We start from the raw sequence: 18,430 nt of genomic DNA, 5'->3' as shown, positions 1-18,430 counted from the left end.
GCCCGCTGCTAGGAAACGGGGCCACGCAGGCTCAGCTGCACCAGCACCGGCCCGCGACGGGTGGCCGAGGGGCCGGCGGACCCGCAACCCGGGGTGCCGTCGGCATGCGCCGAGGCGCAGCTGGCGCAGCCACCACCGGGGCATCCCATCGACAGCTCCTTGGCCTCGATGCGCCCCATCCTGATCAGATGAGCGACGCTGGTGCGCACGATGGTGCCCGGCAGCCCGGTCCGCTCGGCGATCTGGTCGAGACTGATGGCACCCTCCCGGAAGGCCGCCAGCACCTGGCTGAGCGGACGCGAGCCGGTGCGGGCCGCTGCCGCGGGAGTCACCACAGCAGGCTGCCGATCTGGAAGATCGCCAGCGCCCCGAGGTAGGCCACCGCGAGCTGCAGTCCCAGTCCGAACAGCGTCCAGCCCAACCCGATCTCGCGTTTCTGGGTGGCAAGGGTCGCCACGCAGGGGGTGTAGGAGAGCATGAAGAACAGGAAGGCCCACACCGCCGGATAGGTGTGTCCCCCGGAACTCTGCTCGAAGGACTCCACCACCTTGGCCTGCAGCGGCGTCTCATCGCCGGTCTCCTCGGGGTCGTCGACCGCATAGGTCTGGGCCCAGGAGGACAGCACGGCCTCCTTAGCGACGAATCCGACGACCAGCGCCGAGGAGGTCTGCCAGGAACCGAAACCGGTCGGCTCGAAGGCCGGTGCGACGGCCTGGGCCGCCACCCCGAAGGCCGAGTCCTCAGGGGCCACCTCGCCGAACCCGGCGTGCCCGGTGACCGGGATGGACTGCAGCAGCCAGACCGCCGCGACAGCCACCACGATGATCCCCGAGGCGGTGCGCAGGAACCCCTTGAGGCGCACCCAGGTGACCGAGGCGGTGAGCCGGGCGGTGGGCAACTGGTAGGGCGGCAGGTCGAGCACCAGGGCCTCGGAGCCCATCGTGCGCCACAGCGTCTTGCGCAGCGCCAGGCCGATCAGCACCACCAGCAGGATCGAGATGAGGTACATGATGAAACAGACCGTCCCGGCCATTCCCGGGAAGAAGGTGGTGGCCAGCATCACGTAGACGGTCAGTCGGGCGGTGCAGGAGGTGAAGGGCACCAGCAGCGAGGTGAGGATCCGCTGACGGGCCTGGGGCAGTGCCCGGGTCGCCGAGATGGCCGGCACATTGCACCCGAAGCCGACGATCAACGGGATGAAGGCCCGGCCGGGAAGGCCGATGGAGCGCATCATCCGGTCGGTGACCACGGCGGCCCGGGCCATGTACCCGGAATCCTCCAGGATGGCCAGCAGGATGAACATCAGCGCCATCAGCGGGGCGAAGGTGAGCACGGTCCCGACCCCGGCGATCAGCCCGTCGACGAGCAGGCCATTGACCCAGCTGTCGCCCAGCCCGATGGCCGCCAGACCGGAGTGGGACCACTCGGAGACCGGGCCGGAGAACAGCGAGTCCAGGCCGTCCTGGAAGGGGGCGGCCACCGTGGTGGTCACCTCGAAGACCACCCACATCACGACCGCGAAGATCAATGGCCCGAAGACCTTGTGGGTGACCCACCGGTCGATCCTGTCCGAGGTGGTCTTGCGGTTCTCCCCGGAGTCGGTGGTACCGCCGGCGACGGCGTCCTCGATGAAGGCGAAACGCTCGTCCTCGCGGGCCAGGTCATCGTCCTCGGCGGTACCGGGCTCCTCGGGTGCCAGGGCGATCTCACGAGGGCAGGGAGGAAGGTCGTCGAGCTCATTGCGGACGGCCATCGCCAGGGTCTGCTCGCCGCGGCGGCGGCGAGGATCCAGGGAGACCACCGGGACGCCGATCCTGTCCGACAGCGCCCAGGTGTCGACCTCGATACCTCGTTGCCGCGCGACGTCGACCATGGTGAGGGCCACCACCAGGCGCAGCGGCCGCTCACGCAGCTGGGCGACCAGGTAGAGGCTGCGTGACAGGTGGGCGGCGTCGGCGACCACGACCACCAGATCGGGGGCCTCGGCGGGCGGGCAGTCGACCAGCAGGGCCCGGGTGAGCGCCTCGTCGGGGCTCATCGGGTCGATGCTGTAGGCCCCCGGCAGATCGATGAGGGTGAGGTCGCGCTGATGGTCGGCCATGTGATGGCAGCTGCACTGGCCCTCGGGGCAGTCGCACTCGACCTTGACCGGGGCGCCGGGGGTGTGGCGGGTGCGCCAGACCCCCCGGGAGACCGTCACCGTGGTCCCCGGCCAGTTGCCCATGCTCACCCGGGCGCCGGTGAGCAGGTTGAACAGGGTGGACTTGCCGACATTGGGTGCGCCGGCCAGGGCGACGACGGGCGCCCCGGCAACCGTCTCGTCGGGGCCGTCGGCACAGCAGGCCTTGGCTGAGATCACCGACCGGTGCTTGCGCCCCGACAGATCCCTCATCGCGTCCTCGGCGATCTTGGGGCTCATGCCGCATCCTTTGAATCGGGATCCTTGGTATCGGTTCCGACCGGCCCCACGGTGAACAGCTCTGCCAGCATGCTGTGGTCCAGGGCGATCCGGGCGCCAGCCACCGAGACGATGCCGCCACCACCGGCGGTGCGCATCAGCAGGGTGAGCTGAGCTCCCCGGCGCAGCCCCAGGGCCGCCAATCTGCGCGCCATCTCCGGGCGGGCGCCGGTGGCCTGCAGGACCCGCGGGTCACCGGTACGGCAGGCCGACAACGGCTCGGCCCCCGATATCCCGGTGAAGGACTGCTCCAGGTGGCGACCCTGGCCCCGCACGGAGGTGGACGACACACCGGCGACCTCGCCGGTGCAGCAACCGATCGTTTCACTCATGGCGATGAGTGTAGGTGAGGGTAGCCGAACCTAACCCACCGGGGTCGCCATTTCGGACGGCGTCCCCGCGAAGCCCTCAGATCCGGCCCCAGGAGACCTCGATGAGGATCTCGATGAAGACTCCGAGCCACTCGTAGGCCGGGTGAACGATATCGGAGGGGTCCTGCTGGGCGCCCCGTTCAGCCTCCTCGGCGCTCACCTCGTCAACGATCCCCAGCCTGCTGGCCAGCACCAGGCGCAGAGCATTGGTCACCCGCAGCCAGGGGTCGAGATCATCGGCACCGATGGGCAGCGGGCCGGTCTCGAGCAGTTCGAGCCCCTTCCTCACCGTGGCGATGTCATCGAGCCGCTCCCGGCGTTGGCCCGAGAGAGTGAATCTCCGGAAATCGGCGCTGGCCGACGGATCGTCGGGGTAGGCATCGGGGAAGAGTCTCAGCAGTGCAGGATCCTCCTCCCGACGGTCGGCGTCGTCCCCGACGACGTCGGCCTCCCAGAAGGCGAAGGAGTCGGTCTCCCCGGGACCATCGGGCTGTGCGGCAGGCTCCTCCGGCTGCTCGTCATCGGGGTCGACCAGTGGCCGGTAGAAGTCGAGCAGGACGCCCAGCAGCCAGCTCTCCTCACCCTCCAGTTCCAGCATCCACGGGGGCTCACCGGCCGACATCCTCATTCGGCCGCCCTCCCCAGGGTCGCCCAGAGACCATAGGAGTGCATCGCGGCGACCGCGGTCTCCATCTCCTCGCGGGAACCGGTGGCAACGATCGCGCTGCCCTCGTTGTGGACCTGGATCATCAACTCGGTGGCCTTGGCGCGCGGATAGCCGAAGTAGCTGGCGAAGACCCTGGCGACATAGCTCATCAAGTTGACCGGGTCGTCCCAGACCACCGTCGTCCAGTCGGGGTCCTGCTGCTCGAGCCGCTCCACGACCGGTTCACCGGCCGGCAGCGAGCACACCGGCCCTGCAGGATGTGACATGCTCCCTATTCTGCCGCGGCCAGGCTCCTCGCGACCAGCTCCCGGACCCTCGATCCGCCGATAAGCCCTAGAGTGACCCCATGTCGACAGCACTGCTCACAGACCACTACGAGCTGACCATGGTGGAGGCCGCGATGAGGGCGGGCACCGCATGGCGGCGCTGCGTCTTCGAGCTCTTCCCCAGGCGGCTTCCCGAGGGCCGCCGTTTCGGCGTGGTGGCCGGCGTCGGGCGGATGCTGGACGCCGTGCAGGACTTCCACTTCGAACCCGAGGAGATCGACTTCCTGGTGAGCCACCAGGTGGTGAGCCCCCGGATGGCCGAATGGCTGTCGAGTTATCACTTCACCGGCTCGATCAGCGGCTATGCCGAGGGAGACCTCTACTTCCCCGGTTCCCCGCTGCTGACCGTGGAGAGCAGCTTCGCCGAGGCCTGTCTGCTGGAGACGCTGCTGCTGAGCATCTACAACCATGACTCCGCGGTGGCCTCGGCCGCCTCCCGGATGGTGCTGATGGCCGAGGGGCGGCCGATCATCGAGATGGGGTCGCGACGTACTCATGAGGAGGCGGCGGTGGCGGCAGCCCGGGCGTGCTGGATCGCCGGCTTCGGACCGACCTCCAATCTGGCCGCAGGGATCCGCTACGGAGTGCCGACATCGGGCACCGCGGCGCACTCCTTCACCCTGCTCAACGACTCCGAGCGGGAGGCCTTCCGCGCCCAGCTGGACACCTTCGGGAACCAGACCACTCTGCTGGTCGACACCTACGACATCGAGCAGGCGGTGCGCACCGGGGTCGAGCTCACCGATGGCAGGCTGGGAGCGGTACGGATCGACTCGGGCGACCTGGCGATCGTGGCCCGCCAGGTCCGCGACCTGCTCGACGACCTGGGCGCCACCAGCACCAGGATCATCGTCACCAGCGATCTGGACGAGTGGCAGATCGCTGCCCTGCGCGGCGTCCCCGTGGACGGCTACGGGGTGGGCACCTCGGTGGTGACCGGGTCGGGCGCACCGACCTGCAGTTTCGTCTACAAACTGGTCGCCCGGGCCGACTCCGAGGACCCGCAGGCACCGATGGTGCCGGTGGCCAAGAAGTCCTCCCACAAGTCGACGGTGGGGGGACGCAAGTTCGCGGTGCGCCGGATCGGCGCCGACGGGATCGCCGAGTCCGAGGTGGTCGGGATCGATCGACCGGCCCCTCACCATGACCGGGACCGCAATCTCATCGTGCCGCTCATCACCGATGGTGCGGTGGTCGGGCCCGAGCCGCTGGAAGCCGCCAGGAAGCGCCACCAGCGGGTGCTCGACGAGCTCCCCCAGTCGGGCCGGCGCATCTCGCGCGGAGAGCAGGCGATTCCCACCATCATGGTCGAGCCCGGCGATGACCTGCCCAACCGGATCATCGGCGAGGGGATCTGAGGGCGGACCGGGGGAGGTGCGAGGGTCCGACACCCCTTCCCCGATCCCTCGGACGGGCGTCAAATCCGCTGATTCTGCGGTTCAGACGGCGCTTCATGGCTTGACTGCGAGCCCAGAACGGTTAATGTCCTAGTTCAGAGAAGGTGCTCTGTGGCCCGGCTCAGCAGTCCGGTCAACTCACGCACCCTCCACGGAACGGCCAACTGGTCGTGCCAGTCCTGTAGTCAGATACAGCCCTGTAGCCAGATACAAGGAGACCCCATGACCAAGTCCGAGCTCGTCAAGGCCATCGCCAAGCAGGCCGATCTCACCGAGGCCCAGGCCAATGAAGCGGTGAAGGCCCTCACCGACGTCGTCACCGCCGCGCTGGCAGGTGGTGAGAAGGTTCAGCTGCCCGGCCTGCTCACCGCGGAGTCCGTCGAGCGCCCGGCCCGCAACGGCCGCAACCCCCGCACCGGTGAGTCGATGACCATTCCCGCTCACAAGGCGGTCAAGATCTCGGCCTCCAGCACCCTCAAGAAGGCTGTCTCGGAGTGAGCTGACCCTCCACCCGCAGCAGGGTCCCGGAATCTCACGATTCCGGGACCCTGCTGTCTGTGGACCTACGCGGCCGACCCTCGGCTAGCCATTCAGCACATCGGCGATCTCGGCAGCCAGCGGATTGGTGTAGACATCCTCCAACCAGATCGGGTGGCCGTCGGGTCCGCTCAGCGGCACACGCCAGTTCGGGTACTCGTCGGTGGTGCCGGGCATGTTCTGGGTGCGACGGTCCCCCACCGCATCGGTGAGCGAGGCATTGAGGACCCGCGAGGGGGTCTGGCGCAGCATCCGGTGCATCGCCACCACGATCTGCTCGTCGGAGGGATCCTGCCCGGTCAGCGCTCCACAGTCGCGCAGCGCCTGGACCCAGGACTGCCGTTCGGCGGCGGCGTGGGCACGTTCGGCCTCCACCGGCTCGGTGAGCATCCCGAGATCGTTGCGGGCATCGACGTGGGCGCCCGAGAGGTAGGAGACGGTCGGCGGCAGGTCGTGGGTGGTGACAGATGACAGCGCATACTCCCGCCAGGCCCACGGCGGAAGGGGATGACCGCTGTCGTCCATCTCGAACCACATCACCGAGGTGCCCAGCACGCCACGGTCCCGCAGGTAGTCGCGGACCCCCGGCTCGACCGTGCCGAGATCCTCCCCCACCACCAGTGCTCCGGCCCGGTGGGCCTCCAGTGCCAGGATGCCGACCATCGCCTGGTAGTCGTAGCGGATGTAGGTGCCGTTGCGCGGGCCGAGTCCCTGGGGCACCCACCACAGCCGGAAGAGGCCGAGGATGTGGTCAATCCGGACCCCGCCGGCGTGGCGCAGAGCGGCATAGACCATCTCCCGGAACGGCCGGTAGGCCATCTCGGCCAGCACGTCGGGACGCATCGGCGGCTGGCCCCAGTCCTGACCGGCCTGGTTGAACTGGTCGGGCGGGGCACCGACGCCGATCCCCTCGGCGTAGAGGCCGGGCATCATCCAGGTGTCGGCGCCGTGGCCGTTCACCCCGACCGCCAGATCGCAGATCAGCCCCAGTCTCATTCCGGCGTCGCGACCGGCACGGTGGGCGTCCGACAGCTGCTGGTCGGCCGTCCACTGCAGCCACTCGTAGAAATCGACCCGCTCGGCATGCCGGGCAGCGAACTCCGCGACCGCCTGGCTCTGCGGATGCTGCAGTGCCACCGGCCACTGCTTCCAGTCCGAGCCGTGCTCATCGGAGAGCGCGCACCAGATCGCGTAGTCGTGCAGCCGGAAGCCACGGATCCGCCGGAACGCGTCGAAGACCATCTGGCGGGCGGGTCCCAGCCCCAGTGCGTGGATCTGCTCGAGGACCGGCTTCTTGGCCCCCCAGGACACGTCGCGATCGATCCGGTCGGCCTGCTCCGGGCCATCGGCGGCGATCCGCTTCGACCGCGCCACGAGGTCGCGCGCGTCGTCGTCCAGGTCGTGGTACTCGGGGATCATCTCGGGGCGGATGTAGACCGGGTTGATGAACAGCCTGCTGCAGGGCAGATAGGGAGACGGTGCCATCGGCGGCACGACCTCTGCGGCGTGCACCGGGTTGATGAGCAGGTAGTCGGCCCCCTGGGTCGCCGACCAGGTGGCCAGGTCCGCCAGGTCGGTGAAGTCGCCGACTCCCCAGGAGTGGTGGGAACGCACCGAGTAGATCTGGGTGGCATATCCCCACGACGCCGTCGAGCCCATCCGGGCGGGCAGGCCCAACCATCCGGGGGCGACGATCAGGCTGGCAGTGGAGCGGTGCTCCGCGGTGGTGGCCACCACGGTGTGATAGCCCAGCGGCAGATCGCCGGGAACGGCGAAGGTCGCCTCGCCGACCCAGTGTCCGTCCACCTCCCGGTCGGGATTCCAGTTGTCGACCTGCCAGCAGTCCCGTCCCGAACCATCCTCCAGCTCGATGTGCACCGCCACCGACTCACCGGCCGGTAGGTGGACGTCGATGCGGCCCTCCTGACCCTCCTGCAGCACGGTGCACGGCGTCAGGGTCCGACGCCAGGGCCGGTCACGGACCTCGGCCAGGGCCTGCTCGGCCAACTCGTGGGTGGCGGCGTCGACCCCCAACCCGGCCAGCACGGCCCGCACCGTCTCCTCGGAGACCGAGGTCTGTCGGCCTTTCCAGTCCTGGAAGCTTCTGGCGATTCCGAAATGGTCGGCCAGTGCGATCAGGACAGGATCAGACAGCGACATTCGATGGCCTCTCAGATGGATGTGATCAGTCGCGAGACAGGCGAATCACCTGAGTACCGCCAACCAGGTCGTGAATGGTCTGACGTCGGCGTTGAAACAACGGCAGCAGATAACTCACCACGGTGAGCATACCGATGAAACTGTTGAGCACTGCGACCAACCCCCAGGCCGCCGCCCTCAGTCCCGCCCGCCATGGCTTCAGCCGCCGGTGCTGTCGACCATGGCCGACCTCGACCACCCGCAGGCCGCTGATCAGCTGACCCACCGAGGCCGAGAACAGCGCCAGCATGACGAACTGGTAGGCGGCTTGGAAGATGATGGCGGCGAACACCAGCGTGGACAATGCCTCGGTGAGCTCGGCGGAGACCACCGCATTCGGGTTGGTGCGGGCCACCTCGAGCAGCCTGGACACCGAGCCGTACTGGACCGCCAGCCTCTGGGCCGCCTCGAGGTAGGCGTTCAGCTGGCTGCGCAGCAGCACCGCGACGAGCGTCCAGACGATGGTCTGGTCGATGATCGTCGACAGCACCCGCCACCACCAGCCGGCCAGCGGGACGCCGTCACTGGTGGTGGTGTCGGTCCGCGAGGCGGCACGCTGCGGCTGCCGGTAGGCCTCGTAGGGGTTGCCGGACTGCGGCTGGATCTGGCCCGGATCCGGTTGTGAGGGCGTCCCACTGCCCCGGTAGGACCCGGAGTCGGCGGGCCCGGCCGGGTCGGAGGAGGCCGCCGGGTTCGAGGACCCTGCCGAGTGGGCGGAGCGGCGTTGGACGACCTTGCGCCGCGGCTCCTCCGCCGAGTGGCGTCTCCTGATCGGTTCCAGGGACTCCGGCAGTCCGTTCTGATGAGACCTGTGCGATCTCGGCGGCTCGGGTGGGTTACGCAGATTCCGGGTCCATCGCGATCCGTCCCAGTAGCGCTCCTTCGCGCTTCCGGCGGGATCGGGATACCAGCCCATCGGGGGCAGCTGTGCGCTGGGCTGTCCGTCCACCTGTCGAGTCTGCTGACGATCCGGGTCTTGACTGCTCACCCGTCAACTATCCCACGCCCCCACAAGCTAGACGCCCATCGCTCCCGCCCAGCCGCCTCGACCGGCCCCGTCGCCGGCCGTGATTCGCTGACAGCCGATCATCTCAGGAGGGATTCCGGCTCGCGCCTAGAATCCCACCCATGAGTACTCAGGCTGCCCCCGGTTCCGAGACCGTCCTGGACGAACGGACCAGCCCGTCCTTCCAGGACGGAGATGCTGAGCGGTTCTCCCACTACGTCCCCAAGGCCAAGCTCACCGACGCGATGGTCAACGGCACCCCGGTGGTCGCACTGTGCGGCAAGGTCTGGGTGCCGACCCGCAACCCCGATCGCTTCCCGGTCTGCCCCGAGTGCAAGGAGATCTGGGAGTCGCTCAATCCTGCGAATCCGAAGAAGTAGTGGGATCGCCGCGGCGCCGCCCGGTGATAGCGCCGTGCACCGATCCCGGGCGGATCTGCGGCGGGTCCGAGGGGCCCTCGGCCTCCTGGTCGATCAACGACGCCAGATGCGCCAGGGCGTAGTCGTAGCCGCTGGCTCCCAGCCCGATGATGGTGCCGGTGACATAGGCCGAGACCACGCTGTGGTGCCGGAACTCCTCGCGCTGGGCGATATTGGACAGGTGCACCTCGATGACCGGGGCCTCCAGCTGGGCGACGGCGTCCGCAATGGCGATCGAGTAGTGGCTCCACGCCGCCGGGTTGATCACCACCGGGATCCGGTTGTCGGCGGCCTCGTGCAGCCAGCTGATCATCTCGGCCTCGGCGTCGGTCTGGCGGACCTCGACGTCGAGCCCCAGGTCCCTGCCGGCCTCGGTCAGGTGGGCGCGCAGCCCGGCATGGGTGAGGGTGCCGTAGATCTGGGGTTCGCGGCGCCCCAGTCGGCCCAGGTTGGGTCCGTTGAGGACCAGCACATCGGTGCTCATGATCAGTTCTCCTTCTCGGCAGTGGTATCGCGCAGGACATCGGGTTCCAGGAAGCTGGGTCCCACGGTGGGTACCGCGCTGCGCACCCGCTGTTCGGCGGCGTCGATGATCCTGGCCACCTCGCCGGCCGACTCGTCGGGATCCACCGCGATCTTGGCGGCCAGCAGGATGGTCTCGGGGCCCAGATGGACGGTGCGCATGTGGATCACCTGCGCGACGCCGTCGGTGCCGGTCAGCGCGTCCCGAATGGCCTGCTGGTTCTCAGGGCTGGCGGACTCCCCCTCCAGCAGGGAGAGCATCTCGCGGGCCAGCACGATGGCGACCACCACCAGCAGCACCCCGATGAATCCGGAGCCCAGGGCGTCGAAGATGTCATTGCCGGTCAGCAGGGTCAACCCGATGCCCAGTAGTGCGAAGATCAGGCCCAGCACGGCGGCGCAGTCCTCGAGCATCACCACCGGCAGTTCGGGGGCCTTGGACTGGCGGATGAACTGGATCACCGAGAGATGGGCGCGCGCCTTGTGAGTCTCCTGGAGGGCGGTTCGCAGGCTCAGCGACTCGGCGATCAGCGAGATGAGGATCACCACCAGTGGCACCCACCACCAGGTGGAGTCCGACAGCTCGTCGTGTTCCCCGGCCCGCACCGCCACGATCTTCTGATAGCACTCGTAGAGAGCGAACAGGCCGCCCAGGCTGAACATCACGATGGCCACCATGAAGGCGGCCAGGTAGCGGGCGCGTCCGTATCCGAAGGGATGGCTCTCGTCGGCCTGCCGCTTCGCCGCCCGGCCACCGATCACCAGCAGCAGCTGATTGCCGGTGTCGGCGGTGGAGTGGATGGCCTCGGCCAGCATCGAGGAGGCCCCGGTCAGTCCCCAGGCCACGAACTTGGTGGCGGCGATCCCCAGGTTGGCGCAGGCCGCCGCCAGGATCGCCCTCCTGCTGCCCTCGGCGCTCACCGGTCGTCGCCGTCCCCGACGCCGAACCGTCCCAGTCCCAGGGCCAGGTAGGCGGCAGCGAACCGTCCCTCGAGCAGCAGGGTGACGTAGCGGTCGACCGGCCCGGCCTGATCCATCCCCAGGGGCAGCGAGATGCTGCGCACTGCCACGTCGTGCTGCCGGCAGGCGGCCTCCAACCGGGCCCGGCCTGCGGCGTCCGCTCCGTCGGCATCATCCATCACCACCAGCACCGGCCGGGTGGCCAGACCGTCGATATCGGGATCGGCGAACGGGTCGCGCACCGCGGTGCCGGTGATGACAGGCATCAGGGCATCGGCATCGGCCGACAGTGCTGCCCGGCCGCTGGCCCGGCGCAGCGCCTCGGCGCAGCGCCTGGCGGATCGGGCGGCCAACACCGAACCGCCCCACAGCAGGGGGTCGGCGTCGGCCAGTGCGCAGGCCATCTCCTTGGCCGGATTGGTGGCCAGGTCGTGGTGCGGGGAGGCGGACTCGGCGACCAGGTCGGCTGCCCGGGAGACCTGTTCCGGATCGACGTGGGGGCCGATGCCGATCTGGCCGAGCAGCGCCAGGACCACCACCGCCGCCGACATCGGGTCGGCACTGAGGACCGGCAGCCGGACCGCCGAGCGGCTTCCTGCGGCCCGCCATGCCGGGGAGTCCTCACGGCCGGCCAGCAGGATCCCGGCGCCTCGCCGTTGCGCCTCGGCCACCGATTCCAGGCAGGACTGGCCGGGTGCGGAGCTGAGCTGGTCGGTCTCGGTGTCCAGGGCCACCACCAGGTCCAGCGGGCCGACCCAGGCCGGGAGCCGGTCGAAGGGCCATGCCACCATCGGGACCGGGCAAACGGGTTCCAGCACCGAGCGGACCAGTCTGGCCTCCGATCCCACCACCAGGACTCCTCGGGGCCTCTCCAGCTCGGTGGCGGCACGGTCGGCCGAGGTGGCCAGCCCGGCCGCGTCCGAGCGGATCCGGGCGCCGGTGCTGGCCAGGTAGCGCAGCGCGGCCTCGGCGGGCCCGGGCAGCTCGGTGGGGTCCAGCCGGGAGTCCTCGAAGACCGGGCTCACTTCGCCACCTGGACGGTGGTCTCATCGGCCTCGGGATCGGGCTGGTGGGTGTTGGGATTGCGTGCTGCGTCGATCCTCAGGTCCGGGACGCCGTCACGCACCGGGAAGGCCAGCCCGCAGTCGGGATCGGAGCACTCCAGCTCGCCGCGGTCGTAGTCGAGGGCGAATTTTGCGTGGCACTGCGGACAGGCAGCGATCTCGAGGAAGACCGGCGACAGGTCGAGGGCCTCTGGTGTGACGGGAAGATCGGGCATACCGGTCGCAACTCCTCAGGATGGCGGGACCTGCTGACAGTGCGGCTCTGGTGGCTCGATCGGCGGCAGTGTCCCGAATGACATCAGAATATCCAGCTGTTCTGAATCTTCAGCTGTTGGGCGGTTCCAGCCTAGTGCGCTCCTCGACCGGCCTGCCGGCCAGAGACCTCGGGCTGCGCCGGTGAGTCGACGATGACGCTGAGGTGGCCTCGCTGGGCCACCACCCTCACCCCTGCCGCATCGGGCTCGCGGTGGGCCTGCGAGGGGACCTCCTCGTCCAGCATCCCGGCCTCGCGGACCGCTCTGGCCAGAGCCATCAGGTCGTCGTCGGCCGTCACCGCTGGAGCCTCCTCGACTCCGGGCAGCCGGATCACCTCCCAGCCCCGAGGAGCCGACAGGGCCCGGTAGTGCTCCCGGCACAGGTCGTAGCTTCCGGGCTCCCGGGCGGGACCGAGCGGACCCACCACCGCCGTCGACTCGGCGTAGACGTAGGTCAACGTCGCCACCGCCGGTCTGGGGCAGCCCGATCGCGAACACTCTCTCACCCGCGGGACACTACGCCGCGACCGTCGCGGGTACCACTACCGTGGAAGCATGTCGTCACGTCGTGATCGCCATGGCCGCGGGATACGTGGACCACTGATCGTGCCCCGGGAGCTGGGGGGTGTGGTACCCGCCCCCCGGCCCTCCCGTTCCGAGTTCTTCGCAGACGCCGTCCAGGCCTCGCTGGATCGCATCTCCCAGACCTGCCCGGCCGTCCTGGACCGGCTGGTGGTCGGGATCGAGGACGTCCCGGAACGGCAGTCCTTCGTGGCCGACCATGTTCCACTCACCTCCGCCCAGGACGGCGATGAGCACAACCCGGCCAGGGTGGTGCTGTTCCGTCGCCCCCTGGAGATCCGGGCGGCGACCCCGCAGGGGCTGGTGATCCTGGTGCATCGCACTCTGGTGGAACAGCTCAGTGCCCTCACCGGCTTCCCGATCGACGTCATCGATCCGGGCGCCGACCAGGACACCTAGCCGGATCCGCGCCAGCAACGGGCTGCCGGCTCCCTCGGCTATGACAGTTGTGGATCCACCGACAGCCGGACGACTCTGCCGGCGCCGCTGACCACCGACATCGGCACCGAGGACAGACCGGCCCCGGTGTACCAGACCCCGCCGATGATGGCGTGATCGGAGCTGACCAGCAGGTGACCGCCGGTGCCGCCGAGGTCCTTGGTCCACGTGCTGCTGGCTGGCAGCGATGCTGTGAAACTCGTCGTCGCGCCACTCGCGGTCCGGTAGGAGCCGGTGACCTGTGCGACCTGGTTGGTGGGGTTCGACAGCGACACCGTGCCACCTCTCGGCAGGGCCGACTGGAGGCTGGTGGCGGCCGCCGCCGGGGTCGCCATCGTGATGTCCTTGCCCTTGGTCACCCTCACCTGGGCACCGACCGCGACATTGGCGTTGACCGACAGGCCCACCGCCTCCCCGGCCAGGGCCTTGCCCAGGTCGACAGTGATCGTCGAGTAGGGTTCCACCTCGATCTCGTCGGCTCCCTCGGGGACGAAGGCGCCACCGGCTGCCATCGCGGTGACCTTCACGGTGGCGCGGCTCGAGCTCGGGTTGGTCACCAACAGTTCGGATGCCGACACCTGGGAGGGCACTGCCGGGATCCACAGGTTCTGAGCAGCGGAGCTCATCGGGAAGGCCTGGGAGCCGTTGGGTCCGCTGGTGCGGGCCACCGCCACCACCCGGCTGGTGTCGGTGCTCAGGGTCGCGGCCACCGGTGATCTCCCGGAGACCCAGACCGACAGCGGAAGGACCCGGCTGGATCTGGCGGGCACCGTGAGGCCCCTCGTACCAGTGGCATTGATGACCCCTTTCGCACCGCTGAGGGTGACGTCGACCGAGGCCTCATCGGCCTCCGGGTTGGTCACCACGATGTCGGAGATGCTGGGATCCTCCACGATCAGAGTCCCACCGGTGGAGGCTGTCGAGCAGTTGGTCCAGGAACTGGTGGCCCCGGCCCCGCTGCCCACCACGCTCATCGTGGTGGCGGCGGGCCGACCCTGACCGCTGACCGATCTCACCACCGCGGCGGACTTCGCCACCGACTCGGAAGCGGGCACCGGCACCTCGCGATCACTGCCGCCCAGCGCCCCGATTCTCAGCGTTCGGCTGGTGGAGGCGGCAGTCACCGCGGCGTTCTGCAGGGAGGGCGAGCAGACCAGGGTCTGTCCGGGAACCACCGCGGAGGCCCCGGTCGTGCTGGCCTGCTGGCCGGGGATCAGGGCGGAGCCGATCCCGACCGCCAGCGCCAGCACCGCGAAACCCACCGCCCGCAGTGCGCCGACCCGTGCTGCCGAGCGGACCGGATGGACCTGGTCCGGGGCCGCCTCGGTCTGCTCAGGCTCCTCGGCGCGGCGGGCCGGCGGAGCCTTCTCCACGGGCGATGAGGGATCGCTGAGATCCTCGGTGCGGGGGGCCTGGTCGGCCCGCAGGCCTCGCCTGGCCCTGCGCGGACCCTCGTCTGGGATGGGAGTCATGAGGTCACCTCCAGGACCCGGCGCGGCGCGCGGGAGCCCCCCGATGCGTTGGGCCCGGCGATGATCAGCAGCACGAGAATGGTGCCCAGCTCCACCGCCGCCGCCCAGCCCTGGGTGGGCATCCGCCACTCCAGCGGGCCCCGGGCGTTGCCGAGGCGATAGCTCTGGCCGATCCCGCCGGCGGGCCGGCCCTGCTGCTGGAGCGGGGTGCCGGAGACGTCCACCTGCCAGCGATGGTCCCTCGGCTCGGCGATGACGATCGCGCGGGATGCGCTGCCCGAGGGCACCGTCCCGTTCAGCGGGACCGAGGTCCGGCCCTCCACCAGCCATGCCCGGGAAGGACCACCCTCCACGGTCCACACCGTGCTGGTGGCGTCGGCGGTCGCCGATGTCAGACCCGAGGCGTTGCTCACCTGGGAGACGGTGTCATCGCTGGCCCCTCTCATCCAGACATTGCCGATGCCCAGAGTGGCCAGCTGACTGGCCAGATTCTCCCCGACGTCACCGGATGCGATGGACTGTGCCAGCTCCGTGACCGCGGCACGAATGGCCGGATCGGTGGAGATGGCCGGCCGCTCCCCCGAACCCCAGCCCGGGTTGCGCGAGTCGACCAGGTTCCAGCTGGTGCGGGGATCCTGGACCAGGATCATCAGGGTCCGGGTGCGCCGCGGCGACTCCTCCACCGCGGTGACATAGGCCGGCAACTTGGAGGAGACCCGGTGCACAGGCTGGCCGATGCCGCCGGCCACCCACCACAGGCCGGTCGCCACCAGCCCGACCATCAAGGCCATCGGCAGCACCTTGCGACTCCACCTGGCCATCAACTGACCCAGGCTGGGCGAGTCGCCCAGCTCCTCGGTGGTCTCGTCGGCCTGAGCCTTCAGCAGGACCCCCTGCCAGGCCATGTTGATGAGAATGAGGAGACAGCCGAACCCCAGCAGCTGCCAGGTCTCGATCTCGGGGTGGACCTGGCTTCCCCACAGCCGGACCAGACGCCGACAGCTCACCGCGGCGGCCCCGAAGCAGATCAGGCAGAGGACTGCGACCCCGGCGACCAGTCCACGGTTTCCGCGGTAGACGCCGGTCAGGGTGCGGTTGCGGAACAGCCAGGTGAGGGCCCACAGCGCTGCGAACCACACCGGCAGGATGCCCACCAGCATCAGCCACAGCGGCGCCACGCCATCGCTCAACCCGCCGCCCACCAGCACCAGCAGGCCACCCGGATGGACCCCCTGGCCGGTCAGCAGCGGATCAGCGCCGGTGATGAGGCGAGCCGGACTGTGCACCACCCGGATCAGCCACGGGCTGAGGGCCACCAGCGGGGCGGTCACCACCAGCAGGGCCTGACGCCACAGGGACCGATCCCTCGCGCAGCAGCCGACCAGGCAGACCAGCACCACCAGCCAGCAGGCCGGCACGAAGGAGGCCGCCAGAGTCGTCCAGAATGCCAGCGCGCCGGCAGTTCGCCAGAGATCGACGGTGTGCCCCCCGGCACCCCACAGCTCGTCGACGTCAATGGTCTCCGGTGACAGCAGCCGCCACAGATGAAGGACCAGTGGGGGCACGATGATGCCCATCGCGATCCCGGTGACCGATCCGCGGGCGTAGCAGCCGGTCAGTACCGGTATCAGCGCCCAGCTGGCGGCCAGCAGCACGGCCGGCAGTCCCAGTCCCAGGATCCGCCTGCTCACCCGGTGGGCCGAGACCGCCGTCAGCAGCGGACCCATGATGAGTCCGGCCCGGACCAGGATCTCCGGCTGGCCCAGGGTGAGCACCGATCCCAGAGCCGCCACTCCCAGCCAGGGCGCGTTGGCACCGGGCTGCCCCGCGGTGGCCCCCAACCACGCCGACCAGGCCCCGTGCAGGCCGTCGGGTGCCGGTGCCAGCCATGCGGACACGACATTGCCGGAGCCGAACAGACGGCGTCCGGCAATCAGGCCGAGCAGCGCCATCACGACGAGCATCGTGGTGTAGGGGTTGATGACGGTGTGGTGTTCGCGCGCCTCGTAGTCCTCACCGGTCAGCTCGTCGAGCGAGGTTCCCAGGTCGGCATCACGATCGGGGTGCAGGCGGTCGCTCATGTCCCCGGCGAACTGGTCGGCGATCCTGGCCCAGACCCGACGCCGGGTGGGCAGCAGTCGTGCCGTGGCAGCGATGTCATCGGGATCGCAACCCTGGCGGAAGTCGGCGATCCGCCCAGCCATCTCGGCGGTGAGCGAGCGGCTGCGCCACAATCGATGCCCGGCCCTCAGGGAGTCCAGGGCCCTGCCGGGGGCCTTGCCGAGCAGCAGCAGAAGAGCCCGGCCCAGGCAGACCAGGTACAACCAGGCAGCGGTGCGGCCCGGATGAGGCGAGCGCGCCGCCACCACTCTCATCCCCGCCAGGGAGTCGGCGAGGTCGGGACGCCGTGCCAGGGTCGAGTCCCGTCGCCAGTCACGTCCGACCTGCCGATGGTGGAGAGCGCAGCTGGGCGCGGTGCGCACCACCATGCCCGCCTCGTTGGCCCGCCAGCCGAGATCCACTCCGTCGCGGAACAACGGCACCGCCGGATCGAGGCCGCCCAGCGAGTCCCAGGCGGCCCGGGAGATGAACATCCCGGCGGTCGACCCGCCGAGCACCCGGACCGGATCCGACTGGTGCTGGTCGATGTCTCCCTTGTCAACCATCGGCAGCACCCGGGAACCGGTGGAAGTCAGGGTCTGGCCCTGCTCGACGATCAGCTCGGGGTAGTTGCGCCTGGCCGGACGCAGCAGGGTGGGCAGGCAGAGGTCCGCGATCGGCGGACGCGAGGCCTCCACCAGCATCTGGTGAAGGCTGGCCGGTTCCACCTCGAGATCGTCGTGCAGAATCCAGATGTGGCTGATGTCATCGGGCAGGGTCGCCACGGCCCGGGCGATGCCCTGTCCCGGCGTCTCGGAGGCCGGCGCCTCCAGGACATCCTCCAGGAACCCGTCGCGATGGGCCGAGGCGAGCAGCTCGGCGGAGCCGTCGGTCGATCCCATGTCGACGGCGACCGTCACCCCCGGTCGATCGGCCAGTTCCGCCAGATGGACCAGGGTGCTGGGCAGCCACTCGACAGCCTGGTGGACGATGAGGATCGCCGCCACCTGATCCGCGGAGATCGCGGTGACCGGCTCGGGTTGCGGCTTCCAGGCCCACTCCCAGTCCTCCTCATTGACCGGCAACGAGGGCACCACCGGAATCGTCCAGTCGGTCAGTCCCTCATCGGTGCGCGGGGGTTCAGCCGGCGACGACATCGGATTGTCGTCTCCCGGGTCTGCGTCCTGCTCACTCACGATGGTGGCCCACCCTTGCCCTTCGATCACTGACGGGAATCTCGACGTCACAGACAGCCAGGAGGTCATCTCGGCCTCGGCCGTAGGTGGGAAGTCTAGTAGGCGAATGGGTGGATCCCGAGCTGAACGGCGTCAGAGATGGGGACCTGGGCCCGGTGACAGGTTCAGGCCCGGCGCCTGATCCGACGCCTCTCCATCTCCGAGAGGCCCCCCCAGATCCCGAACCGTTCGTCATTGGCCAGGGCGTAGTCGAGGCACTCGGCCCGCACCTCGCAGTGCTCGCAGATCCGCTTCGCCTCGCGGGTGGAGCCCCCCTTCTCGGGGAAGAAGGCCTCCGGATCGGTCTGGGCGCACAGGGCTCTGGCCTGCCACGAGTCGACTCCGTCGACGACGGCTCCGAACAATGACGAAACAGGATCGTCCATATGCACTCCTCGAGCGGACCGGCACCTTTCACGAGGA

At 69.4% G+C, this 18,430-nt stretch carries 18 protein-coding genes and 1 pseudogene; 4 read left to right on the top strand and 15 right to left on the bottom strand.

The window, feature by feature from the left end; all coding sequences use genetic code 11:
- Positions 1-8 precede the first annotated feature (8 nt).
- The 5 genes from G554_RS16065 to clpS all read right to left on the bottom strand — a co-directional run bounded on the left by G554_RS16065 (position 9) and on the right by clpS (position 3,762).
- Positions 9-332, bottom strand: coding sequence for a FeoC-like transcriptional regulator (locus G554_RS16065; protein WP_161626494.1), 324 nt, complete (start codon positions 330-332; stop codon positions 9-11).
- Positions 329-2,419: a ferrous iron transport protein B gene (feoB, locus tag G554_RS0111345; protein WP_245570034.1), complete on the bottom strand. Its 2,091-nt coding sequence runs from the start codon at positions 2,417-2,419 to the stop codon at positions 329-331. The genes G554_RS16065 and feoB overlap by 4 nt, the downstream gene beginning before the upstream one ends.
- Positions 2,416-2,790 carry a FeoA family protein gene (locus G554_RS16060; RefSeq protein WP_036925406.1) on the bottom strand — a complete coding sequence of 125 codons (375 nt, stop codon included), beginning with the start codon at positions 2,788-2,790 and terminating at the stop codon, positions 2,416-2,418. The genes feoB and G554_RS16060 overlap by 4 nt, the downstream gene beginning before the upstream one ends.
- Positions 2,791-2,866: 76 nt before the next feature.
- A complete protein-coding gene (locus G554_RS16845; protein ID WP_051232958.1) occupies positions 2,867-3,451 on the bottom strand; it encodes a DUF2017 family protein in 585 nt (194 codons plus the stop codon).
- 2 nt (positions 3,452-3,453) lie between these two features.
- Positions 3,454-3,762: an ATP-dependent Clp protease adapter ClpS gene (gene clpS, locus G554_RS0111330; RefSeq protein WP_051232957.1), complete on the bottom strand. Its 309-nt coding sequence runs from the start codon at positions 3,760-3,762 to the stop codon at positions 3,454-3,456.
- Between the two features lie 80 nt (positions 3,763-3,842).
- Here clpS and G554_RS0111325 point away from each other — a divergent pair, with 80 nt between their 5' ends.
- Together G554_RS0111325 and G554_RS0111320 are read left to right on the top strand one after the other, a co-directional pair.
- Positions 3,843-5,180, top strand: coding sequence for a nicotinate phosphoribosyltransferase (locus G554_RS0111325; RefSeq protein ID WP_027587980.1), 1,338 nt, complete (start codon positions 3,843-3,845; stop codon positions 5,178-5,180).
- A gap of 261 nt (positions 5,181-5,441) precedes the next feature.
- A complete protein-coding gene (locus G554_RS0111320) occupies positions 5,442-5,717 on the top strand; it encodes an HU family DNA-binding protein (RefSeq protein WP_027587979.1) in 276 nt (91 codons plus the stop codon).
- Positions 5,718-5,801: 84 nt separating this feature from the next.
- Here G554_RS0111320 and malQ read toward each other — a convergent pair whose 3' ends face one another.
- Both malQ and G554_RS17890 read right to left on the bottom strand, forming a co-directional pair.
- A complete protein-coding gene (gene malQ / locus G554_RS0111315) occupies positions 5,802-7,916 on the bottom strand; it encodes a 4-alpha-glucanotransferase (protein WP_027587978.1) in 2,115 nt (704 codons plus the stop codon).
- 25 nt (positions 7,917-7,941) lie between these two features.
- Positions 7,942-8,871 carry an RDD family protein gene (locus tag G554_RS17890; protein WP_036925626.1) on the bottom strand — a complete coding sequence of 310 codons (930 nt, stop codon included), beginning with the start codon at positions 8,869-8,871 and terminating at the stop codon, positions 7,942-7,944.
- Between the two features lie 212 nt (positions 8,872-9,083).
- Here G554_RS17890 and G554_RS0111305 point away from each other — a divergent pair, with 212 nt between their 5' ends.
- The gene (locus G554_RS0111305) at positions 9,084-9,341 is read left to right on the top strand and encodes a DUF3039 domain-containing protein (RefSeq protein ID WP_027587976.1); all 258 of its coding nucleotides are present in this window, start codon (positions 9,084-9,086) and stop codon (positions 9,339-9,341) included.
- A 94-nt stretch (positions 9,342-9,435) separates the two neighbouring features.
- On the opposite strand, the pseudogene aroQ reads toward G554_RS0111305, so the two are convergent.
- The 5 genes and pseudogenes from aroQ to G554_RS0111280 all read right to left on the bottom strand — a co-directional run.
- Positions 9,436-9,864: pseudogene (gene aroQ, locus G554_RS16050) on the bottom strand (type II 3-dehydroquinate dehydratase); the annotation flags it as partial.
- A 2-nt stretch (positions 9,865-9,866) separates the two neighbouring features.
- The gene (locus tag G554_RS16045; RefSeq protein ID WP_036925403.1) at positions 9,867-10,823 is read right to left on the bottom strand and encodes a cation diffusion facilitator family transporter; all 957 of its coding nucleotides are present in this window, start codon (positions 10,821-10,823) and stop codon (positions 9,867-9,869) included.
- Positions 10,820-11,887, bottom strand: coding sequence for an SIS domain-containing protein (locus G554_RS0111290; protein WP_027587975.1), 1,068 nt, complete (start codon positions 11,885-11,887; stop codon positions 10,820-10,822). The genes G554_RS16045 and G554_RS0111290 overlap by 4 nt, the downstream gene beginning before the upstream one ends.
- Entirely contained in the window at positions 11,884-12,141 is a 258-nt protein-coding gene (locus G554_RS16040; RefSeq protein WP_051232955.1) for a Trm112 family protein, read from the bottom strand. Before G554_RS16040 ends, G554_RS0111290 begins: the two co-directional genes overlap by 4 nt.
- 131 nt (positions 12,142-12,272) lie before the next feature.
- Positions 12,273-12,686, bottom strand: coding sequence for a DUF3499 domain-containing protein (locus G554_RS0111280; protein ID WP_084648494.1), 414 nt, complete (start codon positions 12,684-12,686; stop codon positions 12,273-12,275).
- 49 nt (positions 12,687-12,735) lie between these two features.
- Between G554_RS0111280 and G554_RS0111275 the strand changes: the two genes are divergently transcribed.
- On the top strand, positions 12,736-13,161 hold the full coding sequence (locus G554_RS0111275; protein WP_027587973.1) for a metallopeptidase family protein: 426 nt from the start codon (positions 12,736-12,738) through the stop codon (positions 13,159-13,161).
- Positions 13,162-13,199: 38 nt separating this feature from the next.
- Here the strand turns inward: G554_RS0111275 and G554_RS0111270 are convergent, their stop codons facing one another.
- The 3 genes from G554_RS0111270 to G554_RS0111260 form a co-directional block, all read right to left on the bottom strand.
- Positions 13,200-14,672 carry a DUF5719 family protein gene (locus tag G554_RS0111270; RefSeq protein WP_027587972.1) on the bottom strand — a complete coding sequence of 491 codons (1,473 nt, stop codon included), beginning with the start codon at positions 14,670-14,672 and terminating at the stop codon, positions 13,200-13,202.
- On the bottom strand, positions 14,669-17,929 hold the full coding sequence (locus G554_RS0111265) for a glycosyltransferase family 2 protein (protein WP_154654273.1): 3,261 nt from the start codon (positions 17,927-17,929) through the stop codon (positions 14,669-14,671). Before G554_RS0111265 ends, G554_RS0111270 begins: the two co-directional genes overlap by 4 nt.
- 203 nt (positions 17,930-18,132) lie before the next feature.
- The gene (locus G554_RS0111260) at positions 18,133-18,393 is read right to left on the bottom strand and encodes a WhiB family transcriptional regulator (protein ID WP_027587970.1); all 261 of its coding nucleotides are present in this window, start codon (positions 18,391-18,393) and stop codon (positions 18,133-18,135) included.
- Positions 18,394-18,430: the final 37 nt, after the last annotated feature.

This window comes from Acidipropionibacterium thoenii DSM 20276, from assembly GCF_000423445.1.
GTDB classification, from domain to species: Bacteria; Actinomycetota; Actinomycetes; order Propionibacteriales; family Propionibacteriaceae; genus Acidipropionibacterium; species Acidipropionibacterium thoenii.
Note: the sequence above shows the minus strand (reverse complement) of the source record. Positions and strands in the feature narration are given on the sequence as shown.

Coding starts and splice junctions, on each gene's coding strand:
- feoB (WP_245570034.1), bottom strand. CDS start 2,419: ATGAGCCCCAAGATCGCCGAGGACGCGATGAGGGATCTGTCGGGGCGC.
- G554_RS16040 (WP_051232955.1), bottom strand. CDS start 12,141: ATGCCCGATCTTCCCGTCACACCAGAGGCCCTCGACCTGTCGCCGGTC.
- G554_RS0111260 (WP_027587970.1), bottom strand. CDS start 18,393: ATGGACGATCCTGTTTCGTCATTGTTCGGAGCCGTCGTCGACGGAGTC.
- malQ (WP_027587978.1), bottom strand. CDS start 7,916: ATGTCGCTGTCTGATCCTGTCCTGATCGCACTGGCCGACCATTTCGGA.
- G554_RS16060 (WP_036925406.1), bottom strand. CDS start 2,790: ATGAGTGAAACGATCGGTTGCTGCACCGGCGAGGTCGCCGGTGTGTCG.
- G554_RS17890 (WP_036925626.1), bottom strand. CDS start 8,871: ATGGGCTGGTATCCCGATCCCGCCGGAAGCGCGAAGGAGCGCTACTGG.
- G554_RS0111320 (WP_027587979.1), top strand. CDS start 5,442: ATGACCAAGTCCGAGCTCGTCAAGGCCATCGCCAAGCAGGCCGATCTC.
- G554_RS0111270 (WP_027587972.1), bottom strand. CDS start 14,672: ATGACTCCCATCCCAGACGAGGGTCCGCGCAGGGCCAGGCGAGGCCTG.
- clpS (WP_051232957.1), bottom strand. CDS start 3,762: ATGTCACATCCTGCAGGGCCGGTGTGCTCGCTGCCGGCCGGTGAACCG.
- G554_RS0111265 (WP_154654273.1), bottom strand. CDS start 17,929: ATGTCGTCGCCGGCTGAACCCCCGCGCACCGATGAGGGACTGACCGAC.
- G554_RS0111305 (WP_027587976.1), top strand. CDS start 9,084: ATGAGTACTCAGGCTGCCCCCGGTTCCGAGACCGTCCTGGACGAACGG.
- G554_RS0111275 (WP_027587973.1), top strand. CDS start 12,736: ATGTCGTCACGTCGTGATCGCCATGGCCGCGGGATACGTGGACCACTG.
- G554_RS0111325 (WP_027587980.1), top strand. CDS start 3,843: ATGTCGACAGCACTGCTCACAGACCACTACGAGCTGACCATGGTGGAG.
- G554_RS16845 (WP_051232958.1), bottom strand. CDS start 3,451: ATGTCGGCCGGTGAGCCCCCGTGGATGCTGGAACTGGAGGGTGAGGAG.